The 24612-nt window shown below is 45.2% G+C and carries 26 protein-coding genes; 10 read left to right on the forward strand and 16 right to left on the reverse strand.

All coding sequences use genetic code 11. The features are described 5' to 3' along the window. From AC9UG7_RS00785 to AC9UG7_RS00815, 7 genes are all read right to left on the reverse strand, one after another. Positions 1-348, reverse strand: a 348-nt coding sequence (locus AC9UG7_RS00785) for an HGGxSTG domain-containing protein (protein ID WP_509583126.1), incomplete at its 3' end; no start/stop codon positions are given. 203 nt (positions 349-551) lie between these two features. Further along, entirely contained in the window at positions 552-2054 is a 1503-nt protein-coding gene (locus AC9UG7_RS00790; RefSeq protein ID WP_509583128.1) for an AAA family ATPase, read from the reverse strand. Next, entirely contained in the window at positions 2051-2719 is a 669-nt protein-coding gene (locus tag AC9UG7_RS00795) for a hypothetical protein (RefSeq protein ID WP_509583130.1), read from the reverse strand. The genes AC9UG7_RS00790 and AC9UG7_RS00795 overlap by 4 nt, the downstream gene beginning before the upstream one ends. Next, positions 2712-2957 carry a hypothetical protein gene (locus tag AC9UG7_RS00800; protein ID WP_509583132.1) on the reverse strand — a complete coding sequence of 82 codons (246 nt, stop codon included), beginning with the start codon at positions 2955-2957 and terminating at the stop codon, positions 2712-2714. The genes AC9UG7_RS00795 and AC9UG7_RS00800 overlap by 8 nt, the downstream gene beginning before the upstream one ends. Then, a complete protein-coding gene (locus AC9UG7_RS00805) occupies positions 2958-3251 on the reverse strand; it encodes a helix-turn-helix transcriptional regulator (protein WP_509583134.1) in 294 nt (97 codons plus the stop codon). A 72-nt stretch (positions 3252-3323) separates the two neighbouring features. Continuing rightward, the gene (locus tag AC9UG7_RS00810; protein WP_509583136.1) at positions 3324-3971 is read right to left on the reverse strand and encodes a hypothetical protein; all 648 of its coding nucleotides are present in this window, start codon (positions 3969-3971) and stop codon (positions 3324-3326) included. Next, positions 3968-5275, reverse strand: a complete 1308-nt coding sequence (locus tag AC9UG7_RS00815; RefSeq protein WP_509583138.1) for a tyrosine-type recombinase/integrase — start codon at positions 5273-5275, stop codon at positions 3968-3970. Before AC9UG7_RS00815 ends, AC9UG7_RS00810 begins: the two co-directional genes overlap by 4 nt. A gap of 383 nt (positions 5276-5658) precedes the next feature. On the opposite strand from AC9UG7_RS00815, the gene AC9UG7_RS00820 reads away from it, so the two are divergent. Genes AC9UG7_RS00820 through AC9UG7_RS00830 form a run of 3 tightly spaced genes read left to right on the forward strand, consistent with a single transcriptional unit; the run spans position 5659 to position 7499 of the window. Next, a complete protein-coding gene (locus tag AC9UG7_RS00820; RefSeq protein WP_509583140.1) occupies positions 5659-6237 on the forward strand; it encodes a recombinase family protein in 579 nt (192 codons plus the stop codon). A gap of 16 nt (positions 6238-6253) precedes the next feature. Next, entirely contained in the window at positions 6254-6583 is a 330-nt protein-coding gene (locus AC9UG7_RS00825) for an SPFH domain-containing protein (protein ID WP_509583142.1), read from the forward strand. Continuing rightward, on the forward strand, positions 6573-7499 hold the full coding sequence (locus AC9UG7_RS00830) for a glycosyltransferase family A protein (RefSeq protein ID WP_509583144.1): 927 nt from the start codon (positions 6573-6575) through the stop codon (positions 7497-7499). The genes AC9UG7_RS00825 and AC9UG7_RS00830 overlap by 11 nt, the downstream gene beginning before the upstream one ends. 86 nt (positions 7500-7585) lie before the next feature. Here the strand turns inward: AC9UG7_RS00830 and AC9UG7_RS00835 are convergent, their stop codons facing one another. From AC9UG7_RS00835 to AC9UG7_RS00860, 6 genes are all read right to left on the reverse strand, one after another. After that, positions 7586-8086: a copper chaperone PCu(A)C gene (locus tag AC9UG7_RS00835; RefSeq protein WP_509583146.1), complete on the reverse strand. Its 501-nt coding sequence runs from the start codon at positions 8084-8086 to the stop codon at positions 7586-7588. Positions 8087-8147: 61 nt separating this feature from the next. Beyond that, positions 8148-10469 (reverse strand): TonB-dependent receptor, encoded by a 2322-nt coding sequence (locus AC9UG7_RS00840; protein WP_509583148.1) that lies wholly within the window; start codon positions 10467-10469, stop codon positions 8148-8150. A gap of 90 nt (positions 10470-10559) precedes the next feature. Further along, a complete protein-coding gene (locus AC9UG7_RS00845; RefSeq protein WP_509583150.1) occupies positions 10560-10913 on the reverse strand; it encodes a DUF2946 family protein in 354 nt (117 codons plus the stop codon). Between the two features lie 81 nt (positions 10914-10994). Further along, entirely contained in the window at positions 10995-12734 is a 1740-nt protein-coding gene (locus AC9UG7_RS00850) for a PQQ-dependent dehydrogenase, methanol/ethanol family (RefSeq protein ID WP_509583152.1), read from the reverse strand. Between the two features lie 41 nt (positions 12735-12775). Beyond that, a complete protein-coding gene (locus AC9UG7_RS00855; protein WP_509583154.1) occupies positions 12776-13363 on the reverse strand; it encodes a QcrA and Rieske domain-containing protein in 588 nt (195 codons plus the stop codon). 55 nt (positions 13364-13418) lie between these two features. Next, positions 13419-14960 carry a class I adenylate-forming enzyme family protein gene (locus AC9UG7_RS00860; protein WP_509583156.1) on the reverse strand — a complete coding sequence of 514 codons (1542 nt, stop codon included), beginning with the start codon at positions 14958-14960 and terminating at the stop codon, positions 13419-13421. 128 nt (positions 14961-15088) lie between these two features. Here AC9UG7_RS00860 and AC9UG7_RS00865 point away from each other — a divergent pair, with 128 nt between their 5' ends. Then, positions 15089-16819 (forward strand): 2-hydroxyacyl-CoA lyase, encoded by a 1731-nt coding sequence (locus tag AC9UG7_RS00865; protein ID WP_509583158.1) that lies wholly within the window; start codon positions 15089-15091, stop codon positions 16817-16819. A gap of 21 nt (positions 16820-16840) precedes the next feature. Further along, positions 16841-17497 carry a GntR family transcriptional regulator gene (locus AC9UG7_RS00870; RefSeq protein ID WP_509583160.1) on the forward strand — a complete coding sequence of 219 codons (657 nt, stop codon included), beginning with the start codon at positions 16841-16843 and terminating at the stop codon, positions 17495-17497. A gap of 204 nt (positions 17498-17701) precedes the next feature. Here the strand turns inward: AC9UG7_RS00870 and AC9UG7_RS00875 are convergent, their stop codons facing one another. Continuing rightward, complete coding sequence (locus AC9UG7_RS00875; protein WP_509583162.1) at positions 17702-18007, reverse strand: hypothetical protein; 306 nt, start codon at positions 18005-18007, stop codon at positions 17702-17704. Positions 18008-18331: 324 nt separating this feature from the next. Here AC9UG7_RS00875 and AC9UG7_RS00880 point away from each other — a divergent pair, with 324 nt between their 5' ends. From AC9UG7_RS00880 to AC9UG7_RS00900, 5 genes are all read left to right on the forward strand, one after another. Continuing rightward, the gene (locus tag AC9UG7_RS00880; RefSeq protein WP_509583164.1) at positions 18332-19024 is read left to right on the forward strand and encodes a hypothetical protein; all 693 of its coding nucleotides are present in this window, start codon (positions 18332-18334) and stop codon (positions 19022-19024) included. A gap of 20 nt (positions 19025-19044) precedes the next feature. Then, a complete protein-coding gene (locus AC9UG7_RS00885) occupies positions 19045-19851 on the forward strand; it encodes a hypothetical protein (RefSeq protein WP_509583166.1) in 807 nt (268 codons plus the stop codon). Continuing rightward, positions 19848-20351 (forward strand): hypothetical protein, encoded by a 504-nt coding sequence (locus tag AC9UG7_RS00890; protein WP_509583167.1) that lies wholly within the window; start codon positions 19848-19850, stop codon positions 20349-20351. The genes AC9UG7_RS00885 and AC9UG7_RS00890 overlap by 4 nt, the downstream gene beginning before the upstream one ends. Before the next feature lie 92 nt (positions 20352-20443). Then, entirely contained in the window at positions 20444-21166 is a 723-nt protein-coding gene (locus AC9UG7_RS00895; protein WP_509583242.1) for a caspase family protein, read from the forward strand. A 20-nt stretch (positions 21167-21186) separates the two neighbouring features. Beyond that, positions 21187-21993 carry a DUF4384 domain-containing protein gene (locus AC9UG7_RS00900; protein ID WP_509583169.1) on the forward strand — a complete coding sequence of 269 codons (807 nt, stop codon included), beginning with the start codon at positions 21187-21189 and terminating at the stop codon, positions 21991-21993. A gap of 16 nt (positions 21994-22009) precedes the next feature. Here AC9UG7_RS00900 and AC9UG7_RS00905 read toward each other — a convergent pair whose 3' ends face one another. Together AC9UG7_RS00905 and AC9UG7_RS00910 are read right to left on the reverse strand one after the other, a co-directional pair. Then, the gene (locus AC9UG7_RS00905; RefSeq protein ID WP_509583171.1) at positions 22010-22606 is read right to left on the reverse strand and encodes a hypothetical protein; all 597 of its coding nucleotides are present in this window, start codon (positions 22604-22606) and stop codon (positions 22010-22012) included. 18 nt (positions 22607-22624) lie between these two features. Then, a complete protein-coding gene (locus tag AC9UG7_RS00910; RefSeq protein WP_509583172.1) occupies positions 22625-24553 on the reverse strand; it encodes a sensor histidine kinase in 1929 nt (642 codons plus the stop codon). Positions 24554-24612 lie beyond the last annotated feature (59 nt).

A 24612-nucleotide genomic window follows, 5' to 3' on the forward strand; every position in this document is an offset into this window, starting at 1 on the left:
AAACTTACTTTTACACTTTGGACCTCTCGTCTTTGGCCCTGTTATGAAACCCAGTATCCTGCCCGTTTGTTCAAGCATTTGAAGCTCGGCTATTTTTTCAGAACGGGCTCGGCGGGCAGAGCGGGTTTCGCAACCATGAATTGTCTTTGCATCAGCGCAACGTTGCCGACCTGCTTCCGTTTTTGGGCCTGTACTTCGCCCGCCATGCGTCTTGCATACCAGTTTGCCTTTGAGGGCAGGGGCCGCACATTGCTGCTTTGTGCGTTTGGACTTGGCTTGACAGCGCTGGCACGAGACTCGTCCGCCGAGAGTGATGAGAGTTTGTTCTAAATTTTTAGTCGCCATCATTGGAAATGCACCTTCATAGTGGCTCGTTTAGGCTTGGTTTTTATCGCTCACAGTACCCCTTGTACGGGGCCGACTCTTTCGAGTTGTATGAAGGATGTCCAAAAAGTCTAAATCGTTGTATTTGGATTTTTTAGTTTTGGCCCAAATGTCTAAATAGTCCACCCACCCTATAGGGGTGGGACTTTTGGACTCCCAGTTTTTATTCATACAACCCAGCACCAAGCGTCTTGGTTTGCATCTAACGTTGTTTCTACAAACCCACCATCAACGAGTGCTTTAAGCAATCTTCTTGCTTCGTTGTTACGTTTGTTCTTTGGCTTGCCATGCAAAGTCCCAGAGAGATGGGTAACAGCATCCTCAAACTTCAAACAGACTTTATTAGCAGGACTTCCAGCAATCCCAAGCGTCGGATTAACTAATGATGCAATGTGTTGCGAAACGGTTTTCAAAGCTGATTGCTGGCTTTGCCCTTTGGGTTGGGGTTTAGCTAAGATGTTCCCTTGCACCGGAACGATCGTGCAACTTGTAATTTCATCTCCGTCGGTGTCCAGTCCAAGAACATGCAACTTCAAGTCAAATGGCACACTTTTCCCATCCTGACCATCCTTAGCTTTGGCCACAGACCAAGAACGTTGAGTAGCGGTTCGCTCAACTTCAATAGCGCCATCAAGTGCTGCAAAGAATGAACTATGGCCACGAGCACCTCGGGTGGTGTCTTTGCCGGTATGGTGGATCAATAGAACAAGACCACCGATCAATTCTTGAAGGTGTTTGCATGCCTCAAGAATTTCACCCATTTCCTTGCTGGAGTTCTCATCGCTTGTCGGTGCTGCGCGATTTAGCGTATCAACAATAACTACAGAACCATATGGAACGGCTGCCGCTAGTTCGTTGACGTCTTCAGGCTTGGTGATGTGAAATGGCTGTAAGACCATAAACATATCGGGTGGCAAAGGGCGACCGTTTTCAAGTTCCCAAGCCGCAACTCTGTTTTTAAAGCCAGACTCACCTTCGAGTGCAACATAAACAACAGTGCTTTTCGTGGTCCGAATTCCAAACCAGTCGACACCTCTAGAAATTGCAACACCAAGATCAAAACCCAAAAACGACTTGCCTGATGCGCTCGGGCCGTACATTGCCGCTAAACCTTCATAAGGCAAGATGCCTTTAAGTCGCCATTGGACGGGCGGTAACACCCGCAAGTCGTTACCTGTTAGAAGCTTGTATTTGTTATTTGTCGGTGTCGACGGCGCTTGGTTCTGCCAGCCCAATTGCATGGCAAATTTGTAAAGCGAACCGATGCCGATGTGGCGAGGGTGATTTGGGTTGTATCCATTCCATGCGTCTTCAAACCCTTGGTCGGTATATCGCGCTAGGCATTGTTGAGACCAGTTCTTTGCTATGTCTTTTCCTAACTTCCAACCAATACTGGCAATTGCCCAAATGACAGCCAACCAAATGTCAGATTCAGGGTAACCATTTGCCCCAAAGAACGAGCCATGACCACGATCAGTGTCCGGACTTATAAAAGCAAGGGCACTTTGAAGTTTGGCAATCTCAACAGGTGACTCTTGAGGAGACCCTGACAAACTCTGCATTAACGGGCTTGGCGCAGCTGTGAGAGTTTGATGTGGCGGCAGTTGTGCTCGCTTTGCTTCAAGAGCAGCGATGGTTTTCTTGATAAGTTCGAGACCATCGTTATTCATATGACCCTCGCCATGCGGTAAGGGCGTCCCTCTGATTCCAAGCCTTTGCGTGCAACTGTGCCCACTACCTTTGTAATGCGGGAAGCATTGAACACGGCGGTGTCGATCTTGACGATTTCGTTATCAAATTCAGCAGCGAGAATTTTCAGAAGACTTTGCACGTTCTGCTTTGAATCCTCATCATTAGAAACCTCAGGCAGTACGTAGTAAAGATGATGTCCGTTGCCAGACATAACTCTGATGGGTTCAGGCCATTCGTTTGTCGCAAGGTAAGCCATGACAGTGTCGGCGAGCAGTTTTGAAGCTTCCACCTCCTCGTCTGTTGCAGGTTGCTTTGCCTTTTGTGCTCGGTCAATGTCAATCAGCAGTAGATCGCGATAACTGATGTCCTCGTCTTTTACCGCGCTACCCGTGAAGGTAGGGTTGATTGGATTCATAACTATGTAGATGTTGTATCCGAGCGCATTCAATCGCAATGCTTCTGCCTCGAATTCAGATTTACATGCGTCAATACCTCCGGAGTCACTTGCTCTAAAGTGAACTGTCAGCGGCGGCTTAATTGGCTGGATGCCAGTTGGCCAGATTGCCCTAAGCTCAAGAACGGTTGTGCTGCTGGTACCGATGATTTGCCAAAGTTTTTTGATTTCTACTTTTTGGTCACTCATGGTCGTACACACCAAAACCGATTTGAAGCAGCAACAAGCCAGCTTGGCCACTGTGGGTTTGCTTGGTTAAGCGTCTAGCCTCTTTGGTAGACTTGCCGAGGTCGCAATACATTGCGAAGCCTAGTTCCTCAAATGCGATGAGAAGTCGATTCCATTCTTGCGGAGTTTCTGGTCTGAACCCTGAAGCAGGTTTAGCAGCCTCCACCATTAAGAGTGCTCTTTTTAAGTAATCAGTCATTTATTTGGCTCCTGTATTTTTGAAGCCAACTGGATCGTTTCTCCATGCGCGGATATCTGCGACCCTCCAGAGGCATATCTGGGGTGATATCTTGATTGGTGCCGGATATTCGTTGTTACGAATTTTTCTGTGGCGTGTCGAGTTTGAAAATGGGTGCGAGCCGGTTGCCTTTAGCTCATGTAGATTCAGTAACTCATCGCCACTACCGTTTGCTATTACCTCAAGTAATGCTCTGACTTTTTCTGGGGTGAAAAACGCAACTCTGGGTTGAGTTAGGGTGGTTTTCGTTGGCATTCAATGCTCCTTTAAAAAATGGAGTCTGGAATGTCGACGACACTTTCACGAAGTAGGTAAATCGTGAATAAACTATTTCCTACTTTTCTTTGGGGGCTTTAGCTTAGTCATGATGTTATGAACTGTTATAAGGCTTCGTGACTTATCAACATATTGTTTGCCAATACCATTCGGCACCCTAATGACTAAATTCTTGTCATCAATTTCAATAATGCCGTATGCGCTAGGGTTAGCCTGCATCTCGGTGATCACCTCATTGCCGGTTGCGTCTGGGTTGGCTTTTCTGATTATCTGTACTATTTTTTCTAGCTCTGTAGGTTGTGATCCTTTCCGTTTTGATTGGTAAGCTTTTTCGGTAATCTGATCTATGAGTTCGTCTATGGATTGCTTTTCTATAACTTCATCGCCGTTGGTGGTTAATTTCAAAGCTTGTTTTAATTCATTGCTTAATAATTTTTTAAATTCTTTTTTAGAAATCCATTGCAGTGTTGCGATATCGCATTCAAGAGCTTTGCCTTGATGCCAGTTACGTCTAATTTTGTTTCGACTTCGAACGGCAGCTAGGTATTGCTCTATCAGTTCTTTTGTTGCTGACTTCGACCCTTCGAGTTGTATGTTTTGTGATAAGTATTTGTCAAGTAATTTCCTCAACTTCCGTTCAACTGAGTTGCGCTTATTCAGTTCATTGATTTCTATTTGAAGCATATTTACAACTGTCATTTGCTTCTCCTTATTGGGGTAACTTTTCCAGATTTGAGTGTTGTAGCCTTGTCGCAGTAATTGCCCCACTCCAACATAAGTTGACGGCGCTTTTCTAGTAAGTCGGTGCGTTGATAAGCTTCCTTGACAGCATCGCCCAGTTTATGACTCGATACAGCTTTACGAATTTCGTCAGGGTAGGCAGTTTGCTCGGCAGCCCAATCTCTGAATGAGCTTCTCAATCCATGAGGTACGCCCTCTGTGGTTAGTTCTCCTCGTTCCCGCATCCCTTTCATGAATTGACTTAAGGCCATATCTGATAGTGCTTTACCAGTAGGACTTGGAAAAATAATATTAGTCCCCGCCATTTTCGGAAGTGACTTTAATAGTTTGATAGCTTGTGGTTGAAGAGGGACTCTGTGTTCAAGTTTCCCTTTCGTGTGCCCGGCAGGGATGACCCATAACTTCTTTTCGTAATCAATCTCCGACCATTCAGCATTTCTAACCGAGCCAGAGCGTACAGCTGTAAGTAACAGAAATTCCAGTGTCTTTGCACTTATGCTGCCGTTTTTGCGAAGCTTGGATACGAAGTCTCCAATCATTTGGTAGGGAACTGCTGGTTGGTGCTTTACCTTGTGAAGTTTCTTAGGGGAGGGCAGTTGCGTTGATAAGTAACCTGTCCACTGTGCTGGGTTCGTACCTGTGCGGTACTCGTTGACAGTTGCATAGTCCAACACCGTTTTGATTCTGCCTAGCAAGCGTTTAGCTGTTTCGGTTTTGACATACCAGAGCTTTCCTTTTTCAGTTTCAGTGACCTTGGTTTCTTGGTTTAAAACCGAAAGCACGTCACGCATGGTGATGTCTGCGACCATCATGTTTCCAATGATTGGGTAGGCATAGGTAGATAAGGTGCTAGGCCACTGCTTTCGGTGCTTATCACTGCTGTAGTCACTGCTGTGCGCTTCTATGTATGTCTCAGCACATTCTTTGAATGTCTTGTTCTTGGATGCTGCGGATAACAATGCACTGCGATCTGCGCGTTTCTTTGCTTTAAGGTTGATGCCTAGTTTGGCATCAATGACCATTTTCTTCGCTTGTTCACGAGCTTCGGCAAGTGATACCAGAGGGTACGAGCCAAGACCTATAGGCTGGCGGTCATCTCCAACTTTGACCCTGAGAATCCATGATCTTGGTAGCTGAGCACCTTCCTTCGCGGGTTTACGCACTTGCAAAAGAAGTCCGGCAACGCCGCCGACAGCATGCCACCCAACACGGTTGATGCGTCTGACTTGAATATCTGTGAGGGGTTTAGCTATTATTGGCATTCCATCCTACATACCATTAAAATTAAAATTCAATGATATCAGTTGAATGACGTTGGTGCAAATATCCCTCTGTAACCCGCATGAATACTAGGATAATGACTATTGATGGTAGATGTTGATTTTGGTCTATGGCAGCCTTCGTTTCCGCCAAGTACTGAAAATCGTATTTTCTTAAATAAAATCAAAGACTTACGCAAATACGAAATACTACATACACCACATTTTTTCACCACATGTCAGGTGCTTAAAACCGCACATTTAAGTATGGTGCGGTTTTTTCTTTGTCTAAGCACTATTTCACTGGGTTTTTGTACTGGCCTTTTGCTTGACTCATTCCCTTGGACAGTTAACTTTCTCCTATCAAACCAATAGAAGGAAAAGTCATGAAACGACTCGCAATCTACGCAAGAGTCTCAACTGACAAAATGACTTGTGAGAATCAACTAATAGAACATCGTGCAGTCGCAGAGAGATGCGGATACACAATCGTCACCGAGTTCGTTGATACTGGAATCTCAGGTGAAAAAGGTCGTTCGGAGAGACCTGCTCTCAATCAAATGATGAAAGCAGCAACTCAGAGACGTTTTGACATGGTTCTGGTTTGGTCTATTGACCGATTGGGCAGAAGTCTCCAGAATCTTGTCGAACTGCCAAATGAACCGCAATCAATGCGAATCGACTTGAAGTTTCTTCAGCAAGGTCTGAATACAAGCACTTCAAGTGGTCGCATGATGTTCAGTATCTTCTGTAAATTGGCGGAGTTTGAACGCAATCTGATTCGTGAACGAGTCATTGCGGGTCAGAATCGTGCAAAGGCAAAGGAAGTGAAGATGGGAAGACCGAGCAAGATGAACGAGGGGTTGAAGTCTGCAATTCAACTTTTGCGTGAAAAGGGAATGGGTATCAAACAAAACGCAAAAGAATGCGATGTTGGTATCGGTACTGTTTATTCGGTGATTTAAGCCACTTGGAGTTCATATGGAATTTTCGACATTTGTATATATTTTTATATTAATTCTGGTAATTGTCGCCTTATGGTTATCTATAAACATCGTGCCTCAATCCCAAAACTGGGTCATTGAAAGTCTTGGCAAATACAACAGAACCTTGAATGCGGGATTTCAACTAACTATTCCTTTATTGGAAGTAGTCAGATTCAAAGTGTCTGCACAAGAGATTCAATTACCACCTGATCCAATTAATGCAATCACACATGACAATGTTTCAATATCAGTTCAACTTGCGATTCTTTATCGAATCATTGATCCATCAAAGACGATGTATCGCATACAAAATCTTGAAAGTTGAATCCTCTTGCGGTACATATGTTGATATTAATTTTCATAGACCACATAATTACTTTAATTTTAAAATAATATGCAGTGGCGCTTTAATAGAACATGATCAGGTTTCGCTTGTTTACTATGAACCTAAAAGCCCAAATGTTGTGAGAGATTTTATTAAACGCAAAAAAATAGTTTTTATAGGTTGCGCAAGAAACTGTGATTCAAGCCTACAAAAATCCATTGAGGTCATGTCAAAGCTAGGAGACAATTTTCTTGAATACAAACTCATAGTAGCTGAAAATAACTCTCAAGATAATACTTTGCATCTTTTAAATGATTTAAAAAAAAGTTATCCATTAGACTTTTACAGTTTTGGCGATTTAGACTCTTCTATGAGTCTGAGAACGCAAAGACTGAGTTATTGCCGAAATTTTCTTTTAGATAAAGCCAAATTATTGAACTATGACTATATATGTGTTGCTGATTTAGATGGCGTATTTAATGAATCGTTGGAGTTAGAAAGTTTTTTTTCAAGTTGGGCTTTTGAAGAATGCTGGGATGGTTGCTTTCCGATAAACGATGGAATTTATTACGATTTGTGGGCTCTGCGTCACAGCGAATTAATCCCAGAGGATTTCAGCATCAGAATGAACCGTGCTGTGTATAGCTTGAGCGAACCCAATATTGCAGACATTTATTTAAAGCCTCTGCAAAACATTAATTTTAATTTACTTAAGGGCTGGCTTGAAGTTGATTCTGCATTTGGAGGAATGGGAATTTATAAATCTAAATCTCTTACACATGTCCGATACTGGGGTGTTGACAATGAAAATGAAATTTGTGAACACGTTATATTGCATCAAAAAATGAAGACATTACATTCAGCGAAACTTTATATCAACCCTCAATTTATGATCAAAGGCATGTCATACAAGTGATTCGGCTGAGCATTGTCAATATTCACTCAAGAGCATAGTGCTTTTTAATTTCAAAAAATGCCATTGAAACCTTGGATTTACTGTTATCAATGCTTGTGTTCCTCGGGCTTATTCACGTCAGTAGGTAGCTGAACCCATACCTCGACTTCCACCACGCCGGCTTTTTTAAAAGTCAGCCACACAGGAAATTTATCTCCATCTTTCAAAGGCTTTTTTAAACCCAGCAACATAAGGTGATAGCCGTTGGGGTTACCTTTGGCAACAGATACCTCCACGCCGGCAGGAATATCAATGCTGGTTAGAGCCCGCATTTTCATCACATCCCCATCCATTTTCATTTCATGGATTTCTGTTTTTTCTGCAACCTGCGTTCTTACTGAAATCAGTTGATCTGTTTCTTTTCCTGCGTTCTTGATATGCTTAAAAAAAACGGCGCCATTGCTGCTGCCAGCGATAGATGGGATCGCATAGGGATGTTGGATTGAAATATCACCTATTTGAAAACCATGTGCAATGGCGGCAGAAGTGATAGACAGTCCTACCAATAAAAAAAATTGAGAAATGAATGTAAAGAATTTTATTTTCATGATTTACCTTTTAAGTGATTAATTTTATTCTGTTGCATGTATTGATGTGTACTGTCAAGTATCAAGGGACATATTTCATATTCAATATGTAGGTTCTTTGTGGAAAGGCATGGTAAATCCAATATGTTTTGTTGCCAATATTGTCTATTCCAAATGATGAACTCCAGTGCTTATCCCATTGATAGCTAAGCTTGGCATCAATCACAAGGAAAGATTGAAATCCCCCGTAGGTATCTCTTTTGACATCATTGTTATCCAATGAAGAGGCGCCTGCTTTTTGGTAACGTCCTGCTATTGAATAGACAATATTTCCATCTGGTCTGAAGGTGGATATGACCGTTGCCCGCCAAGGAGACACATACGTAATTGGATTGCCGACCACACTTTTACCTGTGCTGCCAACCGAAGAACTTTCATCAATGGCTGACCAGACGCGGGTGACTTGACCACTTAAATCAAGCCCGTCTGTGCCTGCGTTCTTGAGTTTTCCGGCTAACTCTATGCCGTAGGCATGGACTTTTTCGGTGTTTTGCCAGTATTGATATAAACCGTTGGGATTGACTGATGGATAAAGTTTTCCATATTGCTGCAATATCGCGTCTTTGACTGATTCGCCAAACAAAGTAACACGCACAGTTCTCAATAATTCACTCTTTTCAAAACTCAATTCTGCTGAAGTGATTATTTCTGGATCTAAGTTTGCGGTTGCAGTAGTTTTATAAGCTGTGTCTGCGCAGGTGGAAACAGTTGTCAAACAATTTGTCATGCCATATAACTCCGTCAGCGTAGGGAAGCGGGTGGTTCTGGCCAATGATGCGGTGGTCAGCCAATTGTTCGGACCGTCGATCATGGCTGACAATTTGGGAGAAGCACCAGTGGCGCTCTGACTGGTTTGGTTCGAATATGCCCCCGTTGAAGCATAGTTGTATCCGTCATAGGCTTTCCATTCCTCTAATCGAATACCTGCTGTCAGCGTCAGATAGTCTGATTTTTTCCAAAAGTCTTGTAGCCAGATGGCGCTGGTTTTACTTGATCCGCGTGCGATCGTATGCTTGGTTGCTAAGCTGTTTGCGGTTGACCAGTTATAACCATAGGTCAAGAGATAGTTGTAATTATTTTGATCGTAATGCAGCCCGTAGCTGAGCGTATGTTCTCCATTGTCTATTTTGTAATTACCTCTGAAATCGGTGTTCACCCAACCAGTGCCACCATAGTCTGCAATAAAACCTGTGGCGGATGTTTTCATGCTGCCGTCACTGTTAAACCATGAGCTACTCCCACTGTTGCTTGCTGTACCGCCCGACCATCTTTGCTTGTCGTTGGCATATTCATATTTGCTGATCATCCATTCCCAAGACGATGGTTGATCTGCATTTGTCTTCAAGCTCACAGCATGCATCCAATGCTTTTGATCTAGGTAATAGGCTGATGCATTACTGCTGTTTTGCCAATTTGCAGAACTGGTGGATGCAAAACTGCTCAGGTAGGTCTGCGCATGTGCATCAGAGTTTCCATTCCATAGCGAGGAAAGAATGCCAAGCGTTAATGCAGGCTGGATTTTGTAGGCAAGTTTCACACTCAAACTGTCTGATATGCCGTGGGTGATTCCGCCTGCACCCTGATAGTACCCAGATGGACTGCTGTCTGTTTTTGACTGGTATCTGTAGGAACTGCTTGTTGTCGTGCTGTAAATGAATGACCTAGGTTGGGTATACGCATCCTCTCTGCTCAGCGACATTCGCCAGGATAAATCACCATTGGTATTTCCCAACATAGCGTTTGCTACGGTGGTGCTGTAGTCATCACTGGTGCCCATCAAATTGAAATGCTGAATCGCTTGAGTCACATTGGCTGAACCAGTGAATGTTTCGGGCATGGCCGTGGCTATGTTGACAGTCGCACCTACAGAGTTACCGGGGTATGCCGCAGAAAATGGGCCGTACATCACTTCGATATTGTCAATACTGTCAGGTGACGTGATCCACCATTTGGGCGAGCCATAGCTGTTATTTTGAAAAATTTGATTGGTGATGGGCACGCCATCCACCGTCACGGTACTTTTTGCGCTGTAAGCATTACCCCAAACTCGTGAAGAAATAGGCGCACCGTTGTAATCTGCGCCGTCTCTTTTCCTGACAAACAAGCCGGGGAAATATTTCAATGCATCTGGGGTGTCTACCGCATTAACCGTGTCAGTGATTTCTTTGGCATCAATGCCAATGGCAGTAGACGGAAAAGTTGGCATGATGTCGTTGGTTCTTTTACCTTTCACAACTATTTCATCCAATGCATTCTCATCTAAAGCAAACACATGTGTTGTCATCAACAGCAGACTAAACCCAAGCTTCCAATTCAAATATTCATTTCTTTTTGAACTCAACATCAATTCTCCAAACCCATACCCCATCGGTATGCGCATACAGCAAATGAAAACAATGGCTGATCAATGCTCAGCCATCAACTCAGATGAAGTTCAGAGTAAGGGTGGTCCGCGAGAAGGTAAAGGCGGCGCAGTGGCCGAAGCGATATGAGCCGCCGCTATAGGGTGCAGGGCATGGGCTAAGGGGGAGGGCTTGATAAAAGGATTTGCTGCAAGTGCAACAGGAATACCCACTGTCATGCATAAGGCGCAGTCCATGGTGTGGACTGTTGACTCTGCCTTGTCAGCATCGTCAGAAGATACGATCTTCATCGTTCCACCTGTGGTACAGACCAGATCCATGGCCTTTGGCGCAACCAGAGGGGAGGCTATGGCAACACTGACAGACATGACAAACCAAGCTAGCACAAAGCGTACTATGGTTTTGGCGCATCTGATGTTATCCACTTGAACATTCTATTGTCTGTAAGCCATAAAAAAACGCCCCTTTCGGGGCGTTTTAGTTTTCAGCTCATCAAAGTAAACAAATTAATTTTTAGGTAATTTGAACACCATGACTGTTCCGCCTTGAGGCACAGCAGTGGCAGAGCCGTCAAGCGTATTGATACCGGATTGCATACGCTCTGCATCGATACCCCAACCGGCTTGCACCGCAATGTACTGTTCGCCATTGACTTCAAATGATGAAGGAACGGCTGTGACACCTGATGGCATTTTGTACTGCCACAGCACTTTGCCGCTGGTCGCATCAAACGCACGGAAGAGGCGATCGTTCGTTCCACCAGTAAACAACAGGTTGCCACCTGTGGTCAAGAGCGGTGCCCAAATAGCGCGGTCATACTTGTGTGACCAAGCCATTTTTCCGGTGTTCAAATCCCAAGCTTGAAGTTCGCCAATGCTGTCGGGTTTTTTGCCGCCTTGGTAACGCAAGCTGCCCAACACACCCTCAATCGGGTAACCAATGTAGAGGTCACCTTTTTTGTATTGAGCCGTGTCAGCGGCTGGCAATTCGGAGCACAGATGGTTGTTTGCAGGGATATAGAACAGCTTGGTCTTGGGGTTCCAAGCCTCTGGAGGCCAGTCTTTACCACCCCACAATGAGGGGCAGAAGCTGACTGCTTTACCCATACCTGGCTTTTTGCTCATGTCATAGGTGGGTCGTCCGGTCTTCTTGTCGATGCTTTTAAACACATCGTTGTAGACGTAAGGGACACCGTTCACAAAGTCGATTTTGCCGTTGGATTGACGATCCAGCATCCACAGGTAGCCATTGCGGCCTGCATGAACTGCGCCTTTGACTTTGCGGCCATTGATTTCTGTGTCAATCAATACAGGCGCACTGACCTCATCCCAGTCCCATGCGTCGTTTTGGTGGTACTGATGGTGACCTTTGATTTTGCCGGTGTCCAAATCCAGCGCAACCACTGAGGTGCTGTAGAGGTTATCGCCAGGACGTCCTTCGGTTGGCCAAGGTGCGGGGTTACCTGTACCCCAGTAAGCAATGTTGTTTGCGGCATCGTAGGTGCCGGTGATCCAGACGCTTGCGCCGCCATTTTTGTGGGTGTCGCCAGGCCAAGTGTCGCCGCCGGGTTCACCTGGAGCAGCCGTCATGAATGTACGCCAGGCTTCCTTACCAGAAGCTGCATCAAATGCAGCCACAAAACCACGCACGCCGGTCTCGCCGCCGGATGAGCCGACCAAAATCTTACCCTTGGCGGCTAGCGGAGCCAATGTGATGTAGGACAAAGCCTTGACATCGCCTACGGTGGCATCCCAAACCACCTTACCTGTTTTGGCGTCCAGCGCAATCAGGTGCGAGTCAACAGTGGCCACGTAAACTTTGTCGCCATACAAAGCCACACCGCGGTTGGTGTTGTGCAGCATCAGCAAATCTGCGGGGATTTCTTTCTTGTAACGCCAGAGCTCTTCACCTGTGATGGCGTTCAATCCAATCACCTGACCGTTGGGTGTGGTGACGTACATATAGCCATTGTTGACAATGGGGGGAGATTGGTGTCCTTCAGTGACTCCGGTTGCAAAAGACCAGGCCAGGCTCAGGTTTTTCACATTACCAGCGTTGATTTTTTCTAGCGGACTGTAACCCCAGCCTTGGTAATTTCCGCGGTACATCAACCAGTTGCTGGCCTCAGGGTTGGTTAACCTGGCATCCGTGACTGGCGAATATGCGCCAAGTTTGGTATCGGCGTGCGCCATCAAGGCACACGCTCCTATCACTGCTATCGACATCTTCTTTAACAAAGGACTCATGGTTTATCTCCTGTAAGTGAGTCTTGCAAAAACCAAGGTGATTAGCCTTGACTAACGGGGGAACTGGCAACAACAGACAAAAACTCACCGTCCATCGCCAGAGAAACGGCAGGCAAGGGTTTAGAAGCCGGACCGCCAAGCACTTTGGCGTTATCAAGCAATGCAAATTTGGATGAATGGCAGTAACAAACCAATACGTTTTCTTTAGACATCCAGGTTTTGACTTCACAGCCTTGGTGTGTGCATATGCCTGAATAGGCAAGAACACCCGAGGCAGATCGTGCGCGTGTCTCAGCTGTCATTTGATCTTCTGGCAAACGGATGACAACCAACTTGTTCAAGCGTGATTCGTTTTGGGGTGTTCCTGTCTTGCTGTCAAAAGGAAAAACAAGCATCGGTTTGCCGTTAGCTAAATCCGCTGGACGCAAAGGTTTGAAATCTTTTTCTGCATCTGCATCCACCAACAGGATGGGCGAAGTTTGCGCTTGAGAAACAGATGACATGAAAGGAAGCGAGGTCAAGCCTCCCCAAGTCACCCATTGGATGGTTTGACGGCGCACCGTGTCAACGCAATCGCTATTGACATTGCATTGTTGGCAAGTTGCGTTGACTTGGTCAGTGGTTTTCATAAACATGAATTGAATTCTGTAGGATTTATCACAAGGGTTGATAGCGGGTTTTCACTTAAGTCATAGACAGTTCATTGGTGGGAAGTTGAATAACTTCTCGCAAGCGTCGGTGCATGACTTTTCCAGTTGCAGTGCGTGGCAGGTCATCACTGCATTTATAAACATAATGGCGAGGTTGTTTGTAGCCAGCAAGCCGTGACTTACACCATTGCTTGAGTTCGTCTTCATTGCACTCGGCGCCGGATTTCAACACCACAACAGCAACCACAGTCTCGCCCCATTTTTCATCTGTAACACCAATAGCTGCAGCTTCTTGTACCGCAGGGTGAGAACATAAAACCCCTTCAACTTCTGAGGGGTAAATGTTTTCACCGCCGCTGATGATCATATTGCTCTTGCGGTCTTTGAGCCAGATGTAGCCATCGGCGTCACGCATGGCCATGTCGCCTACTGAACACCACTCGTGTGCAAATGCTTCAGCGGTTTTTTCGGGTGCTCCCCAATAGCCTTCAAATGCATATGAGGTGCATGAAAACAATTCGCCTGTTTCGCCGTCTGCAACTTCTTGTCTTTGCATATCTAACAGTTTGATCGGACCACTGCCGGCCCATTCTCGACCGACAGATCCGAGTTTGGTAAGTTGGTCTTCAGGGCGTAACAAGGTGACCCAACCGGCTTCGGTGGAACCGTACAACTCATACAACTGGCCATTTGGGAACAAACCCAAAATGGCGTTTTTCAAACTCGCGTTTGCCGGTGCTGAAGAGACCAGCAAGCGAGCCACACTGCGAGGTGCGAACTGTTGCTTGACATCTTCGGGCAATGCCAGCAGCAAGGTGTAATGCGTAGGCACCAAGGACGTAAAAGTAATTTCGTGTTTTGACAAAAGCATCAAAAGATTCTTTGGATCAAAACTGGCGTTGTCATCAATGATGATGCACGCAGCTAAATGGATGAATGTGTTGGCAAAGTACAAAGAATTGGCATGACACAAAGGCATGACAAGCAAGGCCTTGTCGTTGCGTGTAAAGCCCATCTCCATGGCAGTGGCATACGCCATCAGCGTGCTTGCTTCATGACTTCGAACAGCGCCTTTGGGTTTACCAGTCGTGCCTGATGTGTACATCAATGCACATATGCTTTTGATATCCACATGAGGCCATGCAACAGCACGGCTGGCGTTTTGAATCAGGGATTCATAGTCCAGCCAACCGTTGCTCTGCTCACCATCCATTTGTATGCGCAAACGAACATCGGGTAATTCATTGGGGTTGGGGGCTTTGTCTTGTAACGATTGCGCACATACCAAGGCACTGACTTGTGCATCTTTCAAAATATAGGCAATTTCAGTGCTGACCAAACGAAAATTGAGCGGCAACGCTACCAAGCCGGCGCGTGCCAATGCCACATATATTTCCAGCCACTCTATGCGGTTGTAAGCCAATATCGCCACGCGCTCACCAGGCTTGAGTCCTTGAGCCAGCAAAGCGCTAGCTAATCCACTGGCTCGGTCGCTCCATTGGGCATAGGTGAGTTGGCGGCGGCTGTCCGCTGCACCTATTTGTTGAGGTCGCAAACGGGCATGGTGGGCAACCATGTCTGAAATGTTGTGTAGTTTTCTCACTTTTAGAAAAATAAAAAAAGGTTTTGGTGTTTGATACTGACCAGATATGGAATATAGTATTCTGAATTCAGAATGCGAATAGTATTAACCCTGACCTAACTATGACTGATTTCAAAGACGCCAACACTGCCGACCTGATAGCCCGATTCCTGAAAAGTCAAGGAATTCAAAGGGTTTATGGACTTTGCGGAGGGCACATCATGCCTATTTGGATGCGTTTGGATGCCCATGGCATACAAATCATTGACACACGCGATGAGCGGGCTGCTGTCTACATGGCCCACGCCGAGGCTGAATTGACGGGCAAGTTAGGCGTGGCCTTGGTGACCGCCGGTCCGGGTGTGACCAATGCCATCACCGGTATTGCAAATGCACATGTGGCGCGAGCCAGTGTGTTGGTGCTTTCGGGCACCACACCAGCTGCGCAGGAAAACCGAGGTGGCTTGCAAGACATGGCGCACACAGAGATTCTCAAGAGCATCACCCGCTTGGCCAGGACTGTGAGACATCCCGATTTGGTGCTGGGTAACTTGAACGAGGCTTTGGCTTGTGCAATGGGTCAAGGAGGAGAAAGCGGTCCTGTATTTTTGGATTTTCCGGTAGACGTTCTCAGAGCAATACCCGCAGCGGCGACTATGCTTCCTGAATTTTTCAATCCCATCAAAGCAGAGAGTTGTTTACCTCATCCGCTAGACGTACAAGCTGCGGTTGACTTGCTGTGGCAAGCCAAGCGCCCGTTGTTTATTTCAGGAAGAGGGGCAAGAAATGCAGGGCCTGCTTTGCAGCAATTACTGACGATGCTGGGAGCCGTTTATCTGGACACCAGTGAAAGCAAAGGATTGGTTCCAGAGCACCATCCTGCAGTGGTTGCCGCCATGCGAGGAAATGTCATGGGTCAGGCTGATCTGGTAGTCACGCTAGGTAGAAAACTGGATTTCCAACTTGCATTTGGTTCTCCAGCTATTTTTGGCCAAGCCAAATTTTTACGCTTGGCAGATAACGCTCAAGAACTAAGAGACAACAGACGAGGTGAGGTCGAAATATTCGCCGATGTCGACCAGTCCCTACGCGCCATCATGCTTGCTGCCAAAGACAAAAAGCCTGCAACCGATGTGGCTTGGGTAACTGGTTTGAGAGAGCAGCATGTGGTTCGCGCCAACAAATTGGTTCAAAGCATGCAAGAGGCACCGATTGGCACAGATGGCTTGATGCATCCCAATCGCTTGTTGGCGGCATTGCGACATGCCTTACCGCAGGACAGCATCGTGGTGGCCGATGGCGGAGATTTCCTTTCGTTTGCCCGCGTGGGTTTGCCAGCAAGCACTTACCTTGATCCAGGTTCTTTGGGTTGCATCGGTGTGGGTACACCTTTTGGCGTGGCTGCAAGCCTGATACACCCTGAACGAACTGTGGTGGTTGCCACAGGGGACGGGGCATTTGGCTTCAATGCCATGGAAATAGACACAGCGGTTCGACACCATGCCCCCGTCTTGATTGTTGTGGCCAACAATGGATCTTGGGCCATAGAAGTTCGAGATCAACAAGAAACCCATGGCAAGGTCGTTGGTACACGTTTGCAGTTTGCCGACTATGCGGGCATGGCAAAAAGTTTTGGTATGCATTCGCAACGGGTGACATCTGTAGAGGAATTGCCAGAAGCGATTGAAAAGGCCTTGCAAAATCGTCCAGCTCTTTTGGATGTCCTTGTTACCCCGGAGGCTGTTTCGTCTGATGCAAAATCGGGCTTGGCTTGGGTGCCCGATTTACAAGCTCTGAGTGCATGGGATGATGCCGAGAGGCAATGGCGCACTGCAACTCCAAACTCAAAATGACAAGAAAAACAGGTAAACGTTGTGAAAATTTTGACTGTCCAACCCAATCTCGTCGAGCAGGTGCATGAAGCCATACTTCAGGAAATTGCATCAGGCAGATTGGAGCCAGGAGTCCGAATCATTCAGGAGCAAATAGCCTCTGAGTTGGGGGTATCTAGGCAACCCGTTCAACAAGCATTGCTGCTGCTGCGTAACCAAGGATTACTTAGCGATGCCCCCGGACGCGGATTGATTGTGGCGCCGTTAGACCCTGACCATATCAAGCAAATGTATGACATACGCGCAGTGATTGAGGGCTTGGCGTTTCGTCAAGCAGCATTGGGTAATTCAGTGGCAGCAGCTCAAAAAGGCCCGGCTTTGATTGACAAGGGCAGAGCTGCGTTGAAAAACGGGACGGTAAGCGATCTCATTGCGGCTGACATGGCATTTCATCATTTTGTGTATTCTTTGTCAGAAAATTTATTGGTGGCACCCACCATGGATGCGCATTGGACATATACACAGCGTGTGATGGGAGAAGTGTTCATGCGAGATGAAAAACCCAGAGATATCTGGGATCAACATGAGAAACTGTTGCAACTCATCATCAACGGAGATGGCATCAACGCAGAAATACAAGCCAGAGAACACATACAAGCGGCTGCAGATTTCATCATTTCAAATATTAAAACGGGTTAATTTCAAGCTATCTGGCTTAGCTTGAGGTTTGCAATAAGCTCTCGACAACAGCAAGCCAGAGTGGCTTAGGGACCGCAGCAATCAAACATATAAGTACTGGTGAACCACACCAGTACGCCGCAAAACACTGCCACTGCAAAACAAGCCAATAGCAGTCTGCCAAATCGAGGTTGAATGTCAGGTTTATTCACTGGGGCATTATCTCTATCTGACAATCACGTTCAAAGACACTTTGGTAAATGGTTGGAGTGCGTTTTGTAAGGGGGTTCCAAAGCTTGGCATATCGCCCCTGCTTACCGGGTTCAATGTTTGCGACAGTGTTGACTCTGACACATACTTGGGAATTTCTTGGTGATCAATTTCGGGTGCATGTCCGGCCAAATAGGCGGACACCCAAGCTTTGCATGGCGTATTCAATGGGGCATTGGCCGCGCAATATCGCCAATTTTCTGCGTGGACAGGAAATATCAAGAAAGATAAAACAAACAATAAAGCGTTCTGTTTACGCATTGCATCACCTCTTTAGCATGCCTTGGGCATGGTTGTGGTGTCAACGAAATATCGACACTCGAGAAAAGGGAGCAATATTCAAGCCGAAGCATTCCTTATCGATACATAAACACCGAATCAGACCATTCAATACCTTTGAGGCCTTGGCCTGCAGAATCATGGCATTCCTGATTTGAAATAAATCATATTCAAAAAATTAAAAAAATAATAAAAATTAGCTGTGTCAAAAATATATCAAAGTATCAGGAAATCTCAGGTTTTTTAAAAACAGCTTATTAAATTACTCTCCAGTAAATATCCAAAACCAATTCACGGAGCAGTTGTATGTTGAAAACAAATATATTGACGTTGGGCGTTGTTTCATTAAGTCTTCTGGCCGGTTGTGCGTCAACAGCCAAGTCAGAATCGGAAATGTTAACCGCTGCTATTGCCAGATCTATACCTGACCAAGGAGCAGCACAACGCTTAGAAGCAGCCAAAGAAGCTGAGCGACGCAAAATGGTTGAGATCAATATCAGCAAATCACCGGAATGGTTTTTGCAGGATTACTCAGGATCAGATGCCGTTTATGTGACCGCTACTGAGGGTTCTGTAGATATGCAGTTGTCCATTGATATGGCAATGATGTCAGCCAAACGCTTATTGACTAACAGTTTGGGTGAAGTTATTTCATCACGCATGACTGAAATTGCGTCTCAAACTAACGGTGGCGATGACCTGACCTTGAGCAAAGAGATAGAGCGAGTAACCAAGACCATGATTGCAGAAGTCACGCTCAGTGGTTACACGCGTGATCGCATTCTTGTCATTCCTAATGGGAAAGAGTACCAAACTTATGTTCGCTTGCGTTATCCCACAGAAGAATTGAAAAAGATCATGGCTAAAGAGATTAAAAAGAACGCCATCATGGCAGCCAAAGTACGAAAGACCAAAGCGTTTGAAGAATTGGAAAAAGAGATTGAAGCCGCGCGTGAATTGAAAGCGGCCAATCAATCATCTGGAAACGATACAAAATAATCGCTTTAAGGAGTATGGCCATGAAGTTGGTCTGGCTTGTCGGTTTGTTGATGACTGCATTTATTGCATTCCTGGGCTCATTACTGGTTGAAAAATCAACGCATACAACACATGCCATGGTTGAAACAACTGAGGTATTGACTGAGCAGTTGAGGCAACAGGATGAGAAACTGGCACTGGCTCAGTCACGGTTGGAACAAGTCAGTCAACAATTGGCCGTCATCCAGCAGGCCCAACCTGATCCTGCGGTTCAATCCGTTGCCATTCAATCTCAGTTGCGTGAAGATCGTGCCAAACAAATGGCACTACAGCAAGAAACAGTGCGATTGTCAAAATGGAATGAAAAGTTGAAAGCTGAAAAATCGCGTATTCAAGCTGTACAGCAACAGATTGATGCTTCAAAAAGACAAGTTGAAGCTGACGATAAGTTGCTGGATTTGGAAATCTTGACTTCTGTGGTGGAGAGCCGAGTTCAAAAGAAGCTCAATGCCATAGCTTCAGCCCAACCACCTGTCAATACCAAACCTGTCTCTGATGCACCAGTCGTATTAAGGGGCGCGGATCAATTCGGGGAGGCGCCATATTCACCTCCACCTAATCCAGCGCCGCCTGCTATCCAGGTATCACATACGGATACCTCTAAAACAACATCTGAAATCATGGCTCGCAAAGCTGAGTTGGTTGAAGTTCGTAAAAAGCTGTCATCACAGCAACTGGCACTGGATGAAGATAAACGCAAATTAGAGAAGGAATTTGCGCTGCTCAATCTTCAAAACCAGGCCCACGCCAAATCAATCAAGAATTCCGCATTGGGTAGCAATCCATGAAGAGATTTCTTGTTCCCTTTTATATTTTTATTGCTGCGATATTGCTTCCATATGGAGTGACCCAAGCGCAATCAGCATTGCCCACTTGCAAGGGAAGCGATACCAGTCAGTGGCATGAGTGCAGGGGTATTGTGGACGAATCGGATTATTCATATGCAGGTGATTTTGTTCGTGGAAAATTTGAAGGCAGAGGCATCTTAGAGTTCACTGCCGATAAATACCAAGGTGATTATTACAAGGGTGAATTTAAAAATGGCATGAAGCACGGGTTTGGTATTTATTTCTTTGCCAACGGTGAGAAGTATGTGGGGCAATACCAGTTCGGCAAGCGCAGTGGAAAAGGGACGTATTCGTACCCAGATGGACGTACAGCCCTGTCAGGTTTTTGGTCAAATAACCAATTCTTAGGTAAATCAGCAGCTAACCAAGAATCCAAATCCACTGATAAATCTACTCAGATAGCAATAGCTGAAACTCAAAAAAAAAAAATGAGACTGTAGGTACGCAGCAGGAAAATATCTCCTTAACCTCCAACAAGAACGCGCAAGAATCAGTTGTCACATCCAAGTACCGAGACGCAGTTGCCATTATTCTGGGTGTTGAAAACTATAAGAAATTACCTGCTGCCAGTTATGCTGCAAATGATGCAACTGAATTTCGAGAGCATGCGATTCGTCACCTTGGCATATCGCCGGGTAATATCAAAATATTGATCGATTCTGAAGCCCAACGAGCTGAGGTTTTGTTGGCTTTTAAATATTGGTTACCCGCTCATTTGAACGCAGGGCGCACGGATGTATATATATATTTCAGTGGGCACGGTGTCATGCAAGAACCCGCTAAATATTCATACTGGTTACCATTTGATGTAAACACTGATTTACTTGAAGATACCGCCATCAATCAAAAAACCATACTCAGCCAAGTGGGACGCATAGGCGCAAAATCTGTGACTGTATTCCTCGACGCCTGTTTCAGTGGTACCAACCGCTCAGGTCAATCACTGGTACAGAATCAACGCGGGGTGACATTGAAAATGACGACTGATGCGGTACCTGGAGGCATCAATATTTTGTCAGCTGGAACACGAACGCAAACTGCGTACGGCGATGATGCGTTGAAACATGGTATTTTCAGCTTCTATCTTTTGAAAGGTTTGAGCGGGGCTGCAGATACTAACCATGACAAGAGAATTACGATGGGCGAGTTGGCTGATTTTGTGTCTGTGGAAACTTCCCACTATGCGCTGGGTATTCATAAGATTCAGGAGCCTCAATTTACTGGCGACCGTCAACATAATGTGGTCATGAAATGATCTACCTAATGATGAAGCCAATGACACGTTCGGCGTTATTTTTCACACTGTTATTTCAATGGCAGTGTGTTGTTGCTTTTCCGGTAGATGTGAAAGCGGATTTTTTATTTGGCCCGGATTTGTCACGCAACCAAGCTTGTGAGAATGCACGCGAGGCTGCCAAAGCCAAGGCCATAGCCTTAGTCACTGGCGAAAAAGTGTCTATTGATCAGCACATGTATTGTTCCCAAAATTCCAAAAACTCTGACGACAAACGATGCGAGCTTAAACGGCAAACATGGAACTTGGTTGAGGGCAGAATCAGTAAAAGCGAAGTGATTTCAGAAGTGGTTAAATCAGTTCAAGGTGCACAAGTGTGTACCGTTTCGATGGTTATTGATGTAGATCCACCTGCGTTGACTGCAGATCCTAATTTTGATTTGAAACTTGAACTCAATCACATGAGTTACAGACCAGGGGATGCATTGTCGATCAGCATTCAACCCACTGCTCCCATGTACATCAGTATTTTTAATTGGCGAACAGCTTTTCTCAATAACAATGTCATTCGCTTATACCCAAATGAAATTGATAAAAATAATTATTTGACTCAACCCTTGACTGTTCCACCACTCACACCTTCTCCTGGTTACAAATTGGAACTTGAATGGATAGCACCTGCAGAATTTGATAAAGACTCCATGGTTGAATGGATCATTGTGGTCGCCACCCAAAAGCCAATCACCTGGTTGCCTGCCTATGACATGACCAGATTCAAGGAGAAATTACTTGAAATACCCGCTGATCAAAGAAGGGTCGTACAGCGCTCTTATGTTTTGATGCGCTAAGCGGCCAAGTGTTCAATCAGTGGGGATCCTCAAAGAGTCGCAGTTTTTTCTCAAGATCATCAGCCAGTTTTCTTCTGGCTGCATACATGGTTTCTCTTTCACTGTTGTAGGCTCTGACTACACCAATTGAATCAAACATTTTTTGATGTATTTCACGTAATTCGTTGATCGTTTGATTCATTTGAGCTTCGATGGACTCCAGCAATTTCTTTTTTGTTGTGAAATTTTCAATATTGGTAAGCAAAGGCTTCCAAGTTTCTAAAAAATCGTCTGGTTTACCTTTGGTTTCATTCATACTGGCGATGGACGTCGATATGCTTTGCAAGGCATTGAAAATATCATAGAGCTCAGTCGTATCTATATTATTTTGTATTCTTTCATATTTCTCTAAATAAGCCAGTTCACTTTCTATAGAGTTGTCATCAAAATGCTGTTTCAATAAAACGGGGGGTACATTTTTTTGAGAATCGTTTTTCTGATCGCCCGCAGCAATTTCATCCAGAGGGATGAGATCTAAATCATCTTTTAAATTAAGCATATTGTGTAATGGCAAGTCTTTGGCGGGACCTTTGTCTGCGGGAGCGCCACTAAATACCTTGTTAAGTAACTTCATGTCAATTGTCCTTATGGGTTATTGCGGGTGAATGATGGGGAGTGTGAAATGGAAACGAATGGTTTTTTGCGGGGTCAAGTCCATATTGATGCGTGTTCCTAGTTGCTTGGCCATGATTTGTGAAAGCCATAAACCTAAGCCGGTTCCAGCGTATTTTTTTGCGGTTTCCGCACGGTAATAACGCTGGAAAACCTGGGATTCGTCTGGTGCACCGGCTTTACCGATTTCGTTTTCGATTTCGAAAAGCATTTTTGCTGATGATTGTTGTTGCACTTTATAAATACGCAGATAAATTTTTGTGAATGGTGGCGAGTACTTCACAGCATTGCTCAATAAATTAAGAAGCATAGATCGAAGGTAATGCTTGTCGGTTTGAAGCCAGTTTCTGTCGCTTGCGTCCATGCCTACTTCAATGCGTGAGGCATATTCGGTATTGGCTTGGGCGTATTGGCTAGACATATCTGCTAATTCTTGTTCAACCAGAAATCTGGTGATTTGAGGTTTTATCAATCCTTCTTCGTGTTTTTCTGCTTGTACACAGTTTTCAATAACTTGGGTGATATTGTCTATCGCCACATCAATGCGTTCTACCCATATTTGCTTTTCGTTGATGGCAGGGGCATCTTGAATGATCATGTCAGTACTTATTTTGATCACACTCAGGGGGGTGCGTATCTCGTGCATCAGCATAGATAAAAACCTTTGCTGATTCATTCTTAGCTTTGTTTCTTGTGCTGCAATTTTTTTGGCTTCGCTTGCTTCATTGCAACGCTGTGTGAATGAATGTCGATCAATCAAGGTCAGCAAATGTATGGTCAATATGGATGAAAAAATCCACAGCAATTCAAAAATGTCGCGTAGCAATTGATTTTGGGAAACAAAGACTGACAGGTTGAACGCATACAGCACATTGAAGACAAAAATGCTGAATGCCACAGCCAAGACTACCCAGCGTAAACGCATGACACTGGGTGGGACAGACTGGTCTTGGAGTGAATGTATGAAATCCCAACTGATCAGCGCTAACAAAGCAAAAAACAGCATTACCGTTGCAGGTATTAACTCACTGCTGGAGAGTAAAAGGGTATAAATTTCAATCAGTACGGTTGCTGAATAGGCCGCATAAAAAATCTTTTTTCTCTGTGTTTGTTTGTCTGGTTTGATTAATAGCAGGTGAAGCAGATACAAAGCATTCATTGCATAACCGATTGAAAAAACCAGTAGCAAAAGATGATTTTGTTTGATGCTTAAATGTAAATAGCTCGCTAGTTGATCGCTCTGGGTTAACAGTCTTCCTAAAAAAAATACCAGAGTAAAGCCGATGACGGCGTATAGACGCTGTCGAGAAAGCGTCCATTGAACCAAACTCCAGACCAGCAAAGTGGTGGCGACACCTATTTGAAATACTTTTAATTGCGATTCACTATGTTGCCTGTTTTGCCACTCTGATTCAGGCCAGACGCTGACTGCGAATTCGCTGATGCCCTGTGGTTGAATGCGCAAGTACACCACGCTATCTTGCGATAGTTCAATGTTGTTGTTCAGTTTCAAAACATGCGAGCCTGCAAGATCGGCGTTGTGCAAAGCGGTCTCGGTCCACCCACCTTGTGACACGGTATTTAACGTGATCACACTGACTTTGTCTGAAGTCGGCGTATCGAATTTCAAATGCAATTCTTCTGAGCCGCGCCTATGGATATGAAGTTTTATCCATAGCGTGCCAGTTTCAAATCGGCGCTGGATAGTGCCGTCAAACTCTTCGAACGTTTCACTGGCGACCTCCTGGAATGTCAACCGGTTGTCTGCGTCATACAAAAATTGCTTATGAGTGATTTGGTCAGCGCATACGCATACCCCGCTGAAGGTCATTACCAACGACAGTAAACACTTGATCCACGCCGTTGCACTGCCTGCGGCAGTTGCTTTTAAAAGGCTAGAGGACGTCATGTATGGCAATGAAAAGGTCTGATGGGTTGTGTGTGCAGAATCTAAGTCAGGGCAGGTTA

Origin of the sequence: Limnohabitans sp., assembly GCF_046052765.1 — a bacterium.
GTDB lineage: Bacteria > Pseudomonadota > Gammaproteobacteria > Burkholderiales > Burkholderiaceae_C > Limnohabitans.